Consider the following 15,541-nt stretch of genomic DNA (forward strand, 5'->3'; position numbering starts at 1 on the left):
CCGATGGCCAGGTTTGAACGCGCAGCACTGCTGAAGAGGTTCCGCGAGATGGCGAAGCGCGGCGAGCCGATCGTCGGCGGCGGCGCCGGCACCGGGCTGTCAGCCAAATGCGAGGAGGCCGGCGGCGTCGATCTCATCGTGATCTACAACTCCGGACGCTACCGCATGGCCGGCCGCGGCTCGCTCGCCGGCCTGATGGCGTACGGCGATGCCAACGCGATCGTTGTCGAAATGGCGAGCGAAGTGCTGCCCGTGGTCACCAGGACGCCGGTGCTCGCGGGCGTCAACGGCACCGATCCGTTCCGCGACATGGACGTCTTCCTCGACCAGCTGAAGGCGCTCGGTTTCGCGGGCGTCCAGAACTTTCCGACCGTCGGCCTGATCGACGGCACCTTCCGCGCCAATCTCGAAGAGACCGGGATGTCCTATGCGCTGGAGATCGACATGATCGCCAAGGCGCACGACAAGGACATGCTGACGACCCCCTATGTGTTCAGCGAGAAGGAAGCCGCCGCAATGGCGATCGCCGGTGCCGACATCGTCGTCTGTCACATGGGGTTGACGACCGGCGGCTCGATCGGCGCCCAGACGGCGCCGAAGCTGAAGGATTGCCCGGCGCGGATCGATACCTGGGCCTCGGCCGCGCTCAGCGTCAATCCTGAGATCCTGGTGCTGGCGCATGGCGGCCCGATCGCGGATCCCGCTGATGCCGATTTCATCATGAAGAACACCCGCCATTGCCACGGCTTCTACGGCGCGTCCTCGATGGAGCGGCTGCCGGTGGAACGGGCGCTGACGGAGCAGGTGCGTCAATTCAAGGCGATCGGCGCGCGATAACGCCTGAGGGTACGAGGGAGGGAAAGATGTCGGGCAATCTGGTCGGTGAATTGATCCTCTGGCTGATCGTCGCGATCGTCGTGATCGTGGTCGGCGTCTATATCGTGAACTGGCTCTACCATCGCTCCTCCAAGGAGACCTCGTTCGTCCGCACCGGTTTCCTCGGCGAACGCGTGGTGATCAACGGCGGCGCCTTCGTGATGCCGTTCATCCACGACTACACGCCGGTCAACATGAACGTGCTGCCGATGGGCATCGTGCGGTCCAAGCAGGACGCCGTGATCACCCGCGACCGCATGCGCGTCGATATCGAGGCCGACTTCTATGTCCGCGTGCAGGCGACCCGCGAGGCCGTGTCGATCGCAGCCGCCACGCTCGGCCGCCGCACCATGGAGCCCGAGCAGCTCCACGCTCTCCTCGCCGGCAAGTTCATCTCGGCGATCCGCTCGGTTGCTTCCGAAATGACGCTGGAGCAGATGCACGAGCAACGCGGCGAGTATGTCGCCCGCCTCAAAGCCAACGCGACGGAGGCGCTCGCCCAGAACGGTCTCGAGCTGGAATCGGTCGCGATCACCGATCTCGACCAGACCGACCTCGAATTTTTCAACCCGTCGAACCGGTTCGACGCCGAAGGCCTGACCCAGCTGATGCAGGACATCGAGGCCAAGCGGAAGCTGCGCAACGACATCGAGCAGGACTCGATGATCAAGATCCGCACCCGCAACCTGGAGGCCGAGCGGCAGGCGCTGGAGATCGAGCGCGAGAGCGAGACCGCGCGCCTGGAGCAGGAACGCGACATCGAGATGCGCCGCGCGCTCCAGCGCACGGAAGTCGCCCGCGAGCGGGCGCTGCGCGAGACCGAGGCCGAGCAGGCGCAGATCTCCGCGCGCGAGACCATCGAGCGCGCCCGCATCGCCAATGACCAGGCGATCGCGGAGGCCCGCATCGCCTCCGAGCGCGAGACCCGCCAGAAGGAGATCGAGCGGACGCGCACCATCGAGGAAAAGGAGCTGCTGGCGCGCGAGGATATCGAGAAGACCAGGATCGCCAACCAGCGTTCGATCGACACCACGCGGATCGCCTCCGAGCGCGAGGTGCGCCAGCGCGAGATCGAGCGGATGCGCACGGTCGAGGAAGCCGAGATCGCGGCGCGCGAAGCGATCGAAAAGGCCAGGATCCAGCAGGACCGCGTCGTCACCGACGCCCGCATCGCCAACGAGGAGGAGACGCGCCGCCGCGAGATCGAGCGCACCCGCGCCGTCGACGAGGCCGAGATCGCCGCGCGCGAGGCGACCGAGAAGGCCCGCATCGCGCAGACCCTGATCGTCAATGTCGAGCGCATCTCGTCGGACGAACGCACCCGCGCGCTGGAGATCCAGCAGGTGCGCACCATCCAGGAGGCCGAGATCGAGGCGCAGCGTGCGGTCGAGGCCGCCCGCATCGCCCGCGAGCGGACGCTCTCCGCAGAGCGCATCGCCGCCGAACAGAATACGCGGCAGCTGGAGATCGAGCGCAACCAGGCGCTCGACGTCGCCGGCATCGCCGCGCGCGAAACCACGGAGGCCTCACGCATTGCCCAGGAGGAGCGCGTGCGCTCGCTGGAGATCGCCCGCAACCGCGCCGTCGAGGAAGCCGACATCGCCTCCCGCGAGGCGATCGAGGCAGCCCGCATCGCCCAGGAAAAGGCCGTTGCGGCCGAGCGCATCCAGGCCGAGCGCGACACCCGTTCGCTCGAAATCGAGCGCACCGGCGTGCTGGAGGCAGCCGAGCTGAAGCGGCGTGACGCCATCGAGCGCCAGCGCATCACCGTCGATCTGGCGCTGGAGGCCGAGCGCATCAATTCCTCCAAGAAGCGCGAGGTGCTCAACATCGAGCAGAAGAAGGCGATCGAGATCGCCGACGAGGACCGCGTCATCGCGCTGTCGACCAAGAAGTCCGAGCGGATCGATGCCGACCGCCAGGTCCGGCAGGCCGAGATCGTGGCGCGCAAGGAGGTCGAGACCACCGACGTCTCGCGCGAGCAGGCGCTGGAAGCCGCCCGCATCGAGCGTCGCCGCTCGATCGAGCAGCTGGAGGTCGCCCGCGTTCAATCCCTGCAGGAAGCCGAGATCGCCTCGCGCGAGGAGGTCGAGCGCGCACGGATCGCATCCGATCGGGGCCTCGACGAGGCCCGCGTCGGCCGCGAGCGCGAGCTGCGCAAGCTCGAGGTCAATCGCGAGAAGGAGGTCGAGACCGTCCTGATGGAGAAGGCCATTGCCATTCATCTGAAGTCCCTGGAAGAGTCCGCCGCCAAGGCATCGGCCGAGGAAGCACGGATGCGCGCGACGGAAGCCACCGAACGCGTCGTCACCGCGCGGGAGAGCGAGATCGCCAAGCGGCGCAAGACGATCGAGGTGCTGCTGGCGGAGAAGCAGGCCGAGGAGACCCGCATCGCCGCCGAGGCCGAGCGCGTACGCGCCACCGTCGAGGCCGAGGCGCAGCGGATGCTCAACGAAGCCGAGAACGTGCTGACCGATCAGGCGCGCTACTCGCTATTCCGCCGCAAGCTGCTCGACCGGATCGAGGGCATCGTCCGCGAAAGCGTGAAGCCGATGGAGAAGATCGAGGGCATCCGCATCCTCCAGGTCGACGGCCTCAACGGCAATGGCCATGGCGGCAATGGCGGGCGCAGCGCCACCGACGAGGTGATCGATTCTGCCCTGCGCTATCGGGTTCAGGCGCCGTTGATCGACTCGATCCTCGCCGACATCGGCGTCGAAGGCGGCAGTCTCTCCAAGATGCCCGGCCTGATCCGCGAAGCGCGCGACATGCAAGGTATCAAGGAAGCCGCGCGCAAGGGCGGCGGAGGCGGAGGTGGCGGCGACAAGCCGGCGGCCGCACCAACCCCCTCGGCCGAAGGCGAGCCGCCGGCCGGGCCCAAGAAGAAGAGCTGAGGTCGCGCCATGGCTCGCGTTTACGTCTCCACCGTCGTCAATGCCCGCAACGACCGCGTCTGGGCGCGGGTCCGCGATTTCAACGGCCTGCCGAACTGGCATCCTGCGATCGCCGAAAGCCGTATCGAGGGCGGCGAACCCTCGGACAAGATCGGCTGCGTGCGGGATTTTCGCCTGCGCAACGGCGACCGCATCCGCGAGAAGCTGCTCGGCCTCTCCGACTACGACATGTTCTGCACCTATTCGATCCTGGAATCCCCGATGGGTGTCGAGAACTATGTCGCGACCCTGCGGCTGACCCCCGTCACCGACGGCGACCAGACTTTCATGGAATGGACCGCCGAATTCGACTGCGCGCCGGAGCGCGAGACCGAGCTCGTGAGCAATATCGGCGGCGGCGTGTTCCAGGGCGGTTTCGATGCGCTCAAGCGCGTGTTCGGAGGTTAGCCGTGCCGCATATCGTCAAGAGCACGATCCTGGACGCACCGACCGAAGCGGTGTGGACCGTGCTGCGCGATTTCAACGGGCACGATCGTTGGCACCCGGTCGTCGCGACGTCCTCGATCGAGCGCGCGCAGTCCTCCGACAAGATCGGCTGCATCAGGCGGTTCAAGCTCAACGACGGCTCCGAGCTGCGCGAGCAGTTGCTGGCGCTGTCGGACCTCGAACAGTCCTTCAGCTATTGCCTGCTCGATACGCCGGTGCCGATGTTCAACTACGTCGCCCATGTCCGGCTGCTGCCGGTCACCGACGGAGACCGCACCTTCTGGCACTGGGAGTCGCGCTTCACCACCAGGCTGGAGGATCGCGACCGCATCACGCATATGGTCGCGGAAGACATTTACCAGGCCGGGTTCGAGGCGATCCGCCGTCATCTGAAGGAGGCCGCATAATCATGGCCGTGACAGTGAAGACGTTTGCAAGCGTAAGCGAAGCGGCCGGGGCGCTGTCCTCGGACCGCAGCGCGCGCTATCTCGGCGGCGGCACGCTGGTGATGCGTGCGCTGAACGAGGGCGATGTTGCGATCGCGACCGTCATCCGCGCCCAGGACCAGGCGCTGACCCGGATCGACGCCTCGGGGCCACGCGTCACGCTCGGCGCCGGCGTCACCTTCGCGAGGGTCCTTGCCGAACGCGACCTTGCCTTCCTGCACGCGCCCGCCCGCTCGATCGGCGGGCCTGCCGTCCGCAACATGGGCACGGTCGGCGGCAATCTCTTCGCGCCCAGTCCCTATGGCGATTTCACCGTGGCCCTGCTGGCACTCGATGCCACTGTGGCGGTCGCGGGCGGCTTTGGGTCACGCGACATCCCGATCGAAGAGTTCTTGCAGGCGCGCGACCGGCAGGCTGGAAGCCTGGTCCTCTCGGTCTCCTGCACCCGGCCGGCGAGCAGCGAAGCGTTCCGCTACCGCAAGATCGCCCGCATCAAGCCAAAGGGCGGCTCGGTCGTCACGCTGGCGGCGCATCTGCCGATCAGTGGCGGCCGGATTGCAGGCGCCCGGATCGCGCTGGGATCGATGGCGCCGACCCAGATCCGCGCCCGAGCCGCCGAGCGTGCGCTGGAGGGCCGCTCGCTGGATGCCACGACCATTGCGGCGGCCGCATCCGCCGCAGCTGAGGGAACATCGCCATCCGACAACGCGCTCGGCAGCGCTTGGTATCGCCGCGAGATCGTCAGCGTCCATCTGCGGCGCCTTCTGTCGGGACAGGAATAGCGCCATGGCAAAGATACCCCTGCAATTTCGTCACAACGGCCGCGACGTCGCGATCTTCGTCGACGGCGGCACCAATCTGCTGGTGGCGCTGCGCGAGCTGATCGGCGACATGACGCCGAAATTCGGTTGCGGCCAGGGCGGCTGCGGCGCCTGCAGCGTGCTTGTTGACGGCGAGCTGCATCTCTCCTGCCTGACGCTGGCGGAGACGGTGGCCGGCCGTTCGATCGAGACGCTCGACGGCATGAAGCAGGGCCCGAATTTACACCCGCTGCAGCGCGCCTTCGCCGACCATTTCGCCGCCCAGTGCGGCTATTGCACGCCGGGGATGCTGATGGCCGCAAAAGCGCTGCTCGACCGCAATCCCTCACCGAGCCGCGACGAGGTCATCGAAGCCATCTCCGGCAACATCTGCCGCTGCACCGGCTACGAGCCGATCATCAACGCCATCCTCGCCGCCGCCGGCGGCCGGGTCAGCGCGTAAGGGGGCGCGATCATGCTGGAACTGCGCAAGGACATTTTCGCCGACGAGCGCGACGACAACCTCAAGGAAATCGGCAAGGGCACCCAGCGCCAGGACATGCTCGGCCATGTCACGGGGACGTCGAGCTACTTCAACGACCATCAGCTGCAAGGCATGCTGCACTTGAAGGTCGCGCGCTCGACACAGGCGCATGCAAGGATCCGCCGCATCGATACCACCGAGGCCGAACGTTCGGCCGGCGTGCGCAGGATCATCCGCGGCACCGACGTGCCGGTCAATCTCAACACCTTGCTCAGCCTGATCAATTTCGGCAAGGACGACGAGCCCTCGCTGGCGTTCGACAAGGTCCGCTACAAGGGCGAGCCGATCCTCGCCATCATCGCCGAAAGCGAGCGCGAAGCTTTCGAGGCGATCGCGAAGGTCAAGATCGATTACGAACCCCTGCCGACCGTGTTCGACGTCGAGGATGCCCTGAAGCCCGGCGCGCCCGTGGTCAACGAGACCTATCCGAAGAACGCCTTCATCTATCATGACGCCTACGACCATCAGCGCCTGCGCTTCGGCGATGCCGATGCGGCGCTCGCGAGCGCCGATCACGTGCTGGAGCAGCGCTACCAGATGTCGCCGATCGAGCACGCGCCCACCGAAACCAACGGCGCCATCGCGGCGCCCGACACCAACGGCCGCTACGTCGTCTACACCTCGACCCAGGCGCTGTTCTTCTCCGTCGACACCTGCGCCAAGATTCTGGACGTGCCCTCCAACACCTTCCACTTCATCGGCGGCACTGTCGGTGGCGGCTTCGGCGGCAAGGTGGATACCTTGACCGAGCCGCTCGCCATCCTCGGCGCGATGCTGACGGGACGCCCAGTGCGCTACGTGTTCGGGCGCGAGGAGGAGATGCAGTATGGTCCGCCGCGCGGCGCCGAACGCATCTACATCAAGGACGGCGTGATGCGCGACGGCCGCATTGTTGCCCGCAAAGTCCACGCCTATTTCGACAGCGGCGCCTATACAAGGCTGTCGAGCTACGCCGCGGTGAAGTGCGCGGCGCATCTGCCGGGGCCGTACACCATCCCGAACGTCTATGGCGACGTCTATTGCGTCTTCACCAACCGCACGCCTGCGACCGCCATGCGCGGCTTCGGCGTCACCGCGATGGACTTTGCGATCGAATGCCAGATGGACAAGCTCGCCAACATCGTCGGCATGGACCCGATGGAGTTCCGCATTCTCAACGCCTATCGTGACGGCGACATGAAGGCGCACCGGCGCGAGGCCAAGAACACCGCGCTGATCGAATGCGTGCAGGTCGCCGCCGAAAAGGCCAAATGGCCGATCCGCGACGAGTTCAAGCGCGCCTCCTCGCGCAAGGACGGCGGCGGCAGCCGCGCTGCCATTCCACCGACGCCGACGGATTCGCGTAGCCGTCTGGCTGCGCCTGTACAGCAGCGCACGAGCTATGACCGCGCGCCGGTGACTGCAACGCGAGAGCCACCGCGCGATCCGCCCCCACCAACGCCGCCACCTCCCCCGCCGCGTCCGGCCGCACCATCCCACGGCGCGACCCGGTTCTCGTCGGTGTTTGGCACCAGGAGACGCTGACATGACCAGGCATCGCGGACGCGGCATGGCGTCGATCAACTATCCCATCGGCATGAACCTCGGCGGCGATCCGAGCCAGGCCCTGGTTCACTCCAATCCGAGCGGCCAGTTCACGGTGGCGTTGTCGTCGATCGACCTTGGCCAAGGCATGAAGTCGGTGACGCGGCAGATCTGCGCCGAGACGCTGGGCGTGCCGGTCGAGGACGTTTATGTCGACACGGCCGATTCCGACACCGGCCCGCATTGCATGGGCTCGTTCGCCTCGCGCGGCACCCACCGCGTCGGCAATGCCGTGATGGCCGCGGCCCGCGAGGCGCGCGGGGTCATGATGGAGGCCGCAGCCGAGGAGCTCGAGGTCAATGCCGCCGATCTCGAGACCGACGGCCGCGGCAACATCCACGTCAAGGGCGCGCCGCATCGCTCGATCTCGACCAAGGATGTCGCGATTGCCGCGCAGTTCAAGCAGGGCAAGACCATTTCGGGCCGTGGCATCTTTCTGGTGCCGCTGTCGAACGTCGACCCTGAAACCGGCGAGATGTCGCCGGCGACCTGTTACGCCCATGCCTGCCTCGTCGCCGAGGTCGAGGTCGACGACGAGACCGGCGAAGTCGCGATGGTGCGGATGGACTCCGCTTACGAACTCGGGCGCGCGCTGAACCCGCGTCTGGTCGAGCAGCAACTGGTCGGCGGCGCCTGGATGGGCGTCAGCCACGCGCTCTACGAGACTCCGGAGCCTTATTATCCCGATCCCGTTCACGGCCCGCGCGACTTCGTCGAATATCTGATGCCCGGCCCCGGCGACATCTGCCCGCACGATATCGCGGTGCTGGAACGCCCCGCTCCCGATGGTCCGTTCGGCGCCAAAGGTCCCGGCGAGATGTGCGCCAACCCGGTGCTGCCGGCCGTTGCCAACGCGATCTTCAACGCCGTCGGCGTGCGCATCGACGACCTGCCGATCACGCCGGAAAAGGTTCTGCGCGCGATCAAGAGCCAGGGCGGCGCACGGCCGCAGGCGCGGCGCTAGAGGATCGGCCGTGGCGGTTCGCAGCAACATCGTCGGCATCGACAGCCCGGACGCGCTTGAGAAGGCGCTTCGGGCGGCCTATTACCTTGCCGACGAGGGCCTTGCGACATCGGCCTATCTCGGCCTTGCGCTCGGCAAGCCGTTGCTGCTCGAAGGCGCGCCGGGCGTCGGCAAGACGGAGGCGGCGAAAGCGATCGCTGCCGTGCTCGGCCGGCGCCTGATCCGCCTGCAATGCTACGAGGGCATCGACGCCTCTGCCGCACTCTATGAGTGGAACTACCCGCGCCAGATGCTGGCGATTCGCCAGGCCGGCGACGAGAGCATCGATATCTATGGCGAGACCTTCCTGATCGAGCGCCCCATGCTGGCCACGCTCCGGGCGCCGGATTCCACCGTGCTGCTGATCGACGAAATCGACCGCGCCGACCAGGAATTCGAGGCCTTCCTGCTGGAATTCCTCTCCGATTTCCAGATCTCGATTCCCGAGCGCGGCACGATCCGCGCAGCCGAACGCCCCGTGGTGGTGCTGACGTCGAACCGGACGCGCGATCTGCACGAGGCCTTGCGACGTCGCTGCGTCTATCACTGGATCGATTATCCGACCGCGGAGCGCGAGGCGCGGATCATCATGATGCGCGCCTCCAGCGTCGCCGAGACCACCGCCCGCGCCGTCGTCGCGGCCGTCGAGAAGCTGCGACGCGAGCCCCTGAGCAAGGCGCCCGGCATTGCCGAGGCCGTGGATTGGGCGGAGGCGGCGACGCTGCTCCACAACGGCGGCGCGCGCTGGCCGGATGCGTTCAAGCGCTCGATCGGCGTGGCGCTGAAGGACGAGGAGGATCTGCATTTCATCTCGCCGCGGCTCGATGCCATGCTCGCGGAGGTGACCGCATGACCACCGAGCCGCAGCTCCCGCGCGCCGCGCGCATCTTCGTCGCCTTCGCACCCTTGCTGCGCGCTAACGGCTTTGCCGTCGCACCGGAGCAGACGACGACGTTCCTGGCCGCGATCGAACTGCTCGGCCCGCGCAGCATCGAGCACATCCGGCAAGCCGCGCTGGCGACGCTGGCCCCGCCGCCCGAACGGCGCGCGACATTCGACCGGTTATTCGACCTACATTTCCGCGGCAGCGAGGCCATCGCGCGTGCCGAGGACAGCGAGGACGACGAGACTGTCCGGCTTCAGGAGGAAGGCCGCGGCGACGAAGAGCCTTTGCTCTCCGACGACGCCACCGAGTCCGGTCTCACCGCGACCCGAAGCGAGGCGCTGGTCGAGCGCCGCTTCGGGGCGACATCGAGCACGGATGCATTGCGCCGCCTGGCACGGGAGGCGCCGCAGCGGCTGCCGCGACGGCGCGGGCATCGCCGCATGCGCGCCCGCCGCGGACCGTTTGCCGATCTCCGCCGCACCTTGCGCGACTCTGTCCGCAGCGACGGCGAGATCCTGCGGCTCGGCCACATGAAGCGGCGCCAGCGCCCGCGCAAGATGCTGCTGCTGATCGACGTTTCGGGCTCGATGAAGAGCCGCACCGAGGAGAACATGAAGCTCGCGCATGCGCTGGTGCAGGCGGCCCCCAGTGTCGAAGTTTTCACCTTCGGCACGCGGCTGACCCGAATCACCCGCCCGCTACGGCTGAAGCGCCGCGAGCAGGCGATGAACGCCGCCGCGCATCTGGTCAGCGACTGGGACGGCGGCACCCGCATCGGCGACGCGCTCCAAGCCTTCCTCGCCGTGCCCCGCTTCGGAGGCTATGCGCGCGGCGCCGCGGTGGTGATCGTCTCCGACGGACTCGAGCGCGGCGAACCCGATGCGCTGCGCGACGCCGTCGCGAAATTATCGCGGCGGGCCTGGCGCCTGAGCTGGCTGACGCCGCTGGCGACGAGCCCCGGCTTCCGCCCGCAGACCGAAGCGCTCGTCGCGATCGAGCGCGTCGTCGATGACATCGTGGACGGCGGGTCGAGCGCGTCAATCGTCGCCCATATTCTGGCATTGGGACGAAGGAGAGCGGCGTGACCGATATTGTCGATGGCCATCATCACATCTGGCGGCAAGCGGACCTGCCCTGGCTGACCGGCCCGATGCAGCCCCGCATCTTCGGGCCGTATGAACCGATCCGTCGCGACTATCCGATCCAGGAATATCTCGATGACATCAAGGGCACCGGTGTCACGCGATCGGTCTATGTGCAGACCAACTGGGCCAACGACCGCTTCGAGGACGAGGCGGCCTGGGTGCAGCGGACAGCCGACGAACACGGCTGGCCGCACGCGATCGTCGCCTATGCCGATTTTGCCGTGGACGACGTACGCCCGCAGCTCGATCGCCTGAAGCGCTATCCACTCGTGCGCGGCGTGCGCATGCAGCTGCACTGGCACGAGAATCCGCTCTACCGCTTCGCCGCCCGGGCGGATCTCTGCGCCGATCCGATGATCCGCCGCAACGTCGCGCGTCTCGCCGACTACGGCTGGAGCTTTGATTTGCAGGTGTTCACCCCGCAGATGCCGGACGCCGCTGCGCTGGCCGAGGCTTGCCCCGACGTGACCTTCATCCTGCAGCATGCCGGCATGCTGGAGGATCTCTCGCCTTCCGGCCGCGCCGCCTGGCGCAGCGGGATGGCCCGGCTTGCGGCCTGTCCGAACGTGGTGTCAAAACTGTCCGGGCTCGGCACCTTCATTCATCGCAACGATCCCGCGCACATCGCAGCGGTCCTCACCGACACCGTCGCGATCTTCGGCGCCGAGCGCTGCCTGTTCGGCTCCAATTTCCCGATCGAGAAATTGTGGACCAGCTATCGCGAACTCGTCGGCGCCTTTCGCGCGGCCGCCGCGCCGTTCAGCGCGGAGCAGCAGGCCGCCATCTTCAGGACGACCGCGACGCGCGTCTACCGGCTTTGACAAACAAGAAACAGATGAGGGAGGCCAACGAATGGCGCTGGAGATCAAGATCCTGGACTATGGCGATATCGAACTGGAATCGAGCTTTCTAGTGCTCGGCCGCGACTGTGGCCGCACCCGCCGCGTCCTCACCCTCGGCTTCCTGATCCTCGGGGGGAAATATCCGGTCGTGGTCGACACCGGCTACCGCTCCAACCAGATCATGGAGACGCTGGGCATGCGGGGCTTGCAGTACCACGAGAACATGATCGAGAACCAGCTGGCTCGCCACGGCGTGCGCATGGGCGACGTCCGTTTCGTCTGCCACACCCATCTGCACATCGACCATGCCGGCAAGGACGATCTGTTCCCGATGAACACGACCGTCGTGCTCAACCGCAAGGAGCTCGAATATTCCGTCTCCGGCCTGATGCATCCGCAATATCCGGCGCCCGACATCAAGCACCTGATCGACCGCCTGCACACCAAGAGCGCTCTGCGCTTCCTCGACCTCGAGATCACCGGCCCGATCGAGCTGATGCCCGGCGTCTATTGCGACGCCGCCAATGCGCACACCGAGGGCTCGATGAACGTCATCGTCGAGACCGCCGACGGCATCGCGACGATCTGTGGCGACGTGATCTACGATTTCAACGACCAGATCGTGACGCCCTTCAACGAGATCAACGACTGGGAGCCGCGCACGACAGGCAATCATGGCACCAGCAAGCGCGCCGAGAAGGCCTCGATCAAGAAGCTGCTGAGCAATTCGCGCTATCTGCTGCCGGTGCACGACCGCCCCGCCAAGATCGAAGGCGGCAACGTCGTGGGCCGGCTGCACGATCAGGTCCCCGGACCGATCGTGCAGTCCCTGCCCGCACGCAACTGGTTCCCGGCCTGAGATGATCGGAGGGATCGACCGATGACGCACGTCACTTTGCGAAGCGAATTCGAAACCCTGATCGACCCCTACGCGCCGGTCGCGCAGGTCGGCACCGGCTTCGACTTCACGGAGGGGCCGATCTGGCATCCGGTCGATCACTATCTGCTGTTCTCGGACATGCCGGGTGATGTACGCCGTCGCTGGGACGCGCGGCGCGGTGTGGCCGAGGTCAAGCGTCCCTCGAACAAGTGCAACGGCATGACCTATGATGCCGAGCTCAATCTGATCGTCTGCGAGCACGCGACCTCATCGCTGATCCGCGAACGGCCGGACGGGCGGCGCGAGGTGCTGGCTTCGCATTTCCAGGGCCAGGAGCTGAATAGCCCGAACGACGTCTGCGTTCACTCCTCCGGCGCGATCTATTTCTCCGATCCCTGGTACGGCCGCATGCCGGTCTACGGCGTGGAGCGCCCGCGCCAGCTCGGCTTCCAGGGCGTCTATCGTCTCGTGCCCGGCGGCGAGCCGAAGCTCGTGGTCGAGCGCAATCTGTTCGACCAGCCGAACGGGCTGTGCTTCTCGCCGGACGAGACGCTGCTCTATGTCAACGACACCGTGCAGGCGCTGATCCGCGTCTTCGAGGTCAATGCCGACGGCTCGCTGTCGAATGCGCGGGTGTTCGCAAGCGGCATCCGCTCCGAGCTCGAGGCCGGCCTGCCCGACGGCATGAAATGCGACCAGCATGGCAATGTCTGGGTCACCGCGCCCGGCGGGGTCTGGGTCTATTCACCGCGCGGCGAGCTGCTCGGCAAGGTCCGCGTGCCCGAGATGGTCGCCAACCTCGCCTGGGGCGGCCCGGATTTCCGCACGCTGTATCTGACCTCCACGCATTCGGTCTACGCCATTCCGACCAAGGTCGGCCCGCGGCATGAGCCCTACATGAGCGGCCGGCGAAGCGGCGGCGGCCAGGCGGCAAGCGCCTCGCCGGCGGCGCCGATCCTCGCCGACGGCGAGATGCGGCTCGATCCGCAGCGCTGTGCCATGATCATTCAGGACCTTCAGAACGACGTCATCATGGATGGCGGCGCCTTCGCCGAGTCCGGTGCGCCTGGACATGCGAAGCACCAGCACGTCGTCGAGAACGTCCGCCGCCTTGCGGAGACCGCGCGGGCACGGGGCGTTGCCATCATCCACGTCTGGTTCGTGGTCGAGCCGGGCGCACCCGGCGTGACGCTGAACGCGCCGCTGTTCGAGGGTCTGGTCGATAGCAAGGCGATGGTGCGCGGCAGTTGGGGCGCGGCGCCCGTTTCCAGCCTCGAACCGCGGCCAGGCGATTTCGTCGTCGAGAAGATGCGGATGAGCGCCTGGGAAGGCACGCGGCTGGAGACAATCCTCAAAGCGACCGGGCGCGACATGATCATCAACACCGGCGCCTGGACCAACATGTCGGTCGAGCACACCGCCCGCACCGGGGCAGACAAGGGTTACTTCATGATCGTCCCCGAGGATTGCTGCTCGACCATGAACGCGGACTGGCACAATGCGTCGATCAACTTCGCCATGCAGAACGTCGCGATCGTCACGAGGGCAGACGCCGTTATCAACGCGCTGAGATGAGCGGTGGCAAAGCTCCTGCACCTCTCCTGCTCACCCCGCGCCGACTCCGAGTCGACCGCCGGCGCGCGGGTCTTTCTCGACGGCTTTCGCCAGGCCCGGCCGGACTGGGATCTCGACGTCATGGACCTCTGGCGGGAGCGGGTGCCTGAATTCTCGGGCCCCATCGTCGAGGCCAAATATGCCCGGATGAACGGGCAAGCGTTCAACGACGCGCAGCGCGACGGCTTTGCCGAGGCCGAGCGCATGGCGCTGCGGTTCTCGTTGGCCGATCGCGTGCTGATCTCGACGCCGATGTGGAACTTCGGCATTCCCTACAAGCTCAAGCAGTGGTTCGACATCATCGTGCAGCCCGGGCTGACATTCCGGTTCGACCCGTCACAGGGTTATCTCCCGCTGCTCAAGGACCGGCCGACGCTGGTGATTCTCGCCAGCGGCAGCGACTTTGCCACCGGCATGAACCGCGGCCGCATCGACATGGCAACGCCTTACCTGCGCGACATCCTGCGCTTCATCGGCATCGACGATGTCCGTTTCGTGCCGATCGGGCCAACCACCGGGCCGCAGCAGCCGATCGAGGCTGCGCGGGACAGGGCCCATCGACGGCTGGCCGCAATGGCCGCGACTTTCTGAGCACTCGGCAACGCCGGCCCCGTCCTGGCCCGGCCCAAGCGGGCCAGCGCAGCAGGATTGATTCACCGCAAGAGCACGGAGCGTGGCCCTGATATTCAGGCTTCCAATCAGCAAGGAATGGTCGGATGACGGTGAAGAATTGGTGCGCGGTTCTAATGATTTCGGTGGGCGCGGTCTCGTCCGCGGTTGCCCAGTCAGACTTTCCGCCCTCTGCGAGCAGCAAGCAAGAAGGGCCTCGCCTCGTCGAGGTCATGAGCATGGCCCAGCTTCAGCATCTCAAATTGTGGCATGCAGGCAAGGCGGGAAACTGGGACCTCGCCGCGTATGAGTTGCGCCAACTGACCAACAGCTTGGCCGAAGCGGCGATGTTCTACCCGGCAATTCCGGTCAGCAACGTGACCACGATGAAGGAGCCGCTGCTCTCGATCGCCGACGCGATCGCGGCGGCAGACAGTCGCAAGTTCGCCGTTTCCATGCGCGGGCTGACCGAGGGCTGCAACGCCTGCCACAAATCGATGGGACGCGGCTTCATTGCGATCTCCGTACCGACCGGCGGGCAACCGCCCGCCAACCAGATCTTTTCGCCATCCGGAAGCGGCATGAAGAAATGATGCGGCTGGGCCAGGCTGAATGATCGCGGCCCGGCCTTCGTGGCGGCGGGCCAATGATCAGGTGGCGTCTGGATAAATCCGCTCGCGATGGATTTCCCGGCCGCTCTCGTCGATGACGACGACCTGCAGGTCGGGATGGCCCTTCGGCTTGTCTCTGCGCACCCCGTCAGCGAGATTCTTGCTGTGCGCGATGGCGGCGCCATCGCTCACCAGCTCCAGTCCGGACCTGTCCCGGACGGGTACACCGTCCTTCATGTCGAAATAATAGTTGGGCATGAACTCTTTCCCGCGTCTTCACGCGGCTTGGATGACGTCATTATTACGGGAAGCTGCCGAGGC

Annotated in this window: 16 protein-coding genes; 15 read left to right on the forward strand and 1 reads right to left on the reverse strand. The window is 66.5% G+C overall.

Features of this window, described 5'->3' with window-relative positions; translation table 11 throughout:
• Positions 1–3 precede the first annotated feature (3 nt).
• From CIT40_RS25335 to CIT40_RS25405, 15 genes are all read left to right on the forward strand, one after another.
• On the forward strand, positions 4–837 hold the full coding sequence (locus tag CIT40_RS25335; protein WP_094891183.1) for a phosphoenolpyruvate hydrolase family protein: 834 nt from the start codon (positions 4–6) through the stop codon (positions 835–837).
• Positions 838–863: 26 nt separating this feature from the next.
• Entirely contained in the window at positions 864–3,770 is a 2,907-nt protein-coding gene (locus CIT40_RS25340; RefSeq protein ID WP_094891182.1) for a flotillin family protein, read from the forward strand.
• Positions 3,771–3,779: 9 nt separating this feature from the next.
• Positions 3,780–4,217, forward strand: coding sequence for an SRPBCC family protein (locus CIT40_RS25345; protein WP_018643039.1), 438 nt, complete (start codon positions 3,780–3,782; stop codon positions 4,215–4,217).
• A gap of 2 nt (positions 4,218–4,219) precedes the next feature.
• Positions 4,220–4,663: an SRPBCC family protein gene (locus tag CIT40_RS25350; RefSeq protein WP_094891181.1), complete on the forward strand. Its 444-nt coding sequence runs from the start codon at positions 4,220–4,222 to the stop codon at positions 4,661–4,663.
• 2 nt (positions 4,664–4,665) lie between these two features.
• The gene (locus tag CIT40_RS25355; RefSeq protein ID WP_094891180.1) at positions 4,666–5,484 is read left to right on the forward strand and encodes an FAD binding domain-containing protein; all 819 of its coding nucleotides are present in this window, start codon (positions 4,666–4,668) and stop codon (positions 5,482–5,484) included.
• A gap of 4 nt (positions 5,485–5,488) precedes the next feature.
• Positions 5,489–5,965, forward strand: coding sequence for a (2Fe-2S)-binding protein (locus CIT40_RS25360; RefSeq protein ID WP_094891179.1), 477 nt, complete (start codon positions 5,489–5,491; stop codon positions 5,963–5,965).
• Positions 5,966–5,977: 12 nt separating this feature from the next.
• Positions 5,978–7,570 carry a xanthine dehydrogenase family protein molybdopterin-binding subunit gene (locus CIT40_RS25365; RefSeq protein ID WP_094891178.1) on the forward strand — a complete coding sequence of 531 codons (1,593 nt, stop codon included), beginning with the start codon at positions 5,978–5,980 and terminating at the stop codon, positions 7,568–7,570.
• A gap of 1 nt (position 7,571) precedes the next feature.
• On the forward strand, positions 7,572–8,594 hold the full coding sequence (locus CIT40_RS25370) for a xanthine dehydrogenase family protein molybdopterin-binding subunit (protein WP_094891177.1): 1,023 nt from the start codon (positions 7,572–7,574) through the stop codon (positions 8,592–8,594).
• Between the two features lie 10 nt (positions 8,595–8,604).
• Entirely contained in the window at positions 8,605–9,486 is an 882-nt protein-coding gene (locus CIT40_RS25375; RefSeq protein WP_094891176.1) for an AAA family ATPase, read from the forward strand.
• Positions 9,483–10,604 (forward strand): vWA domain-containing protein, encoded by a 1,122-nt coding sequence (locus tag CIT40_RS25380; protein ID WP_094891175.1) that lies wholly within the window; start codon positions 9,483–9,485, stop codon positions 10,602–10,604. The genes CIT40_RS25375 and CIT40_RS25380 overlap by 4 nt, the downstream gene beginning before the upstream one ends.
• On the forward strand, positions 10,601–11,485 hold the full coding sequence (locus tag CIT40_RS25385) for an amidohydrolase family protein (RefSeq protein ID WP_094891174.1): 885 nt from the start codon (positions 10,601–10,603) through the stop codon (positions 11,483–11,485). Before CIT40_RS25380 ends, CIT40_RS25385 begins: the two co-directional genes overlap by 4 nt.
• 31 nt (positions 11,486–11,516) lie before the next feature.
• A complete protein-coding gene (locus tag CIT40_RS25390; RefSeq protein WP_094891173.1) occupies positions 11,517–12,365 on the forward strand; it encodes an N-acyl homoserine lactonase family protein in 849 nt (282 codons plus the stop codon).
• Positions 12,366–12,386: 21 nt separating this feature from the next.
• Entirely contained in the window at positions 12,387–13,961 is a 1,575-nt protein-coding gene (locus tag CIT40_RS25395) for an isochorismatase family protein (protein WP_094891172.1), read from the forward strand.
• Between the two features lie 3 nt (positions 13,962–13,964).
• A complete protein-coding gene (locus CIT40_RS25400; RefSeq protein WP_094891171.1) occupies positions 13,965–14,591 on the forward strand; it encodes an FMN-dependent NADH-azoreductase in 627 nt (208 codons plus the stop codon).
• Positions 14,592–14,716: 125 nt separating this feature from the next.
• Positions 14,717–15,202 (forward strand): hypothetical protein, encoded by a 486-nt coding sequence (locus CIT40_RS25405; protein WP_094891170.1) that lies wholly within the window; start codon positions 14,717–14,719, stop codon positions 15,200–15,202.
• 57 nt (positions 15,203–15,259) lie between these two features.
• Here the strand turns inward: CIT40_RS25405 and CIT40_RS25410 are convergent, their stop codons facing one another.
• Positions 15,260–15,478, reverse strand: coding sequence for a DUF6894 family protein (locus CIT40_RS25410; RefSeq protein ID WP_094891169.1), 219 nt, complete (start codon positions 15,476–15,478; stop codon positions 15,260–15,262).
• Between the last annotated feature and the right edge of the window lie 63 nt (positions 15,479–15,541).

This window comes from Bradyrhizobium amphicarpaeae, assembly GCF_002266435.3.
GTDB lineage: Bacteria > Pseudomonadota > Alphaproteobacteria > Rhizobiales > Xanthobacteraceae > Bradyrhizobium > Bradyrhizobium amphicarpaeae.

Bases quoted from the DNA above. Each gene is read 5' to 3' on its own strand.
- CIT40_RS25335 (WP_094891183.1), top strand. From the start codon at position 4: ATGGCCAGGTTTGAACGCGCAGCACTGCTGAAGAGGTTCCGCGAGATG.
- CIT40_RS25340 (WP_094891182.1), top strand. From the start codon at position 864: ATGTCGGGCAATCTGGTCGGTGAATTGATCCTCTGGCTGATCGTCGCG.
- CIT40_RS25345 (WP_018643039.1), top strand. From the start codon at position 3,780: ATGGCTCGCGTTTACGTCTCCACCGTCGTCAATGCCCGCAACGACCGC.
- CIT40_RS25355 (WP_094891180.1), top strand. From the start codon at position 4,666: ATGGCCGTGACAGTGAAGACGTTTGCAAGCGTAAGCGAAGCGGCCGGG.
- CIT40_RS25360 (WP_094891179.1), top strand. From the start codon at position 5,489: ATGGCAAAGATACCCCTGCAATTTCGTCACAACGGCCGCGACGTCGCG.
- CIT40_RS25365 (WP_094891178.1), top strand. From the start codon at position 5,978: ATGCTGGAACTGCGCAAGGACATTTTCGCCGACGAGCGCGACGACAAC.
- CIT40_RS25370 (WP_094891177.1), top strand. From the start codon at position 7,572: ATGACCAGGCATCGCGGACGCGGCATGGCGTCGATCAACTATCCCATC.
- CIT40_RS25380 (WP_094891175.1), top strand. From the start codon at position 9,483: ATGACCACCGAGCCGCAGCTCCCGCGCGCCGCGCGCATCTTCGTCGCC.
- CIT40_RS25390 (WP_094891173.1), top strand. From the start codon at position 11,517: ATGGCGCTGGAGATCAAGATCCTGGACTATGGCGATATCGAACTGGAA.
- CIT40_RS25395 (WP_094891172.1), top strand. From the start codon at position 12,387: ATGACGCACGTCACTTTGCGAAGCGAATTCGAAACCCTGATCGACCCC.
- CIT40_RS25405 (WP_094891170.1), top strand. From the start codon at position 14,717: ATGACGGTGAAGAATTGGTGCGCGGTTCTAATGATTTCGGTGGGCGCG.
- CIT40_RS25410 (WP_094891169.1), bottom strand. From the start codon at position 15,478: ATGCCCAACTATTATTTCGACATGAAGGACGGTGTACCCGTCCGGGAC.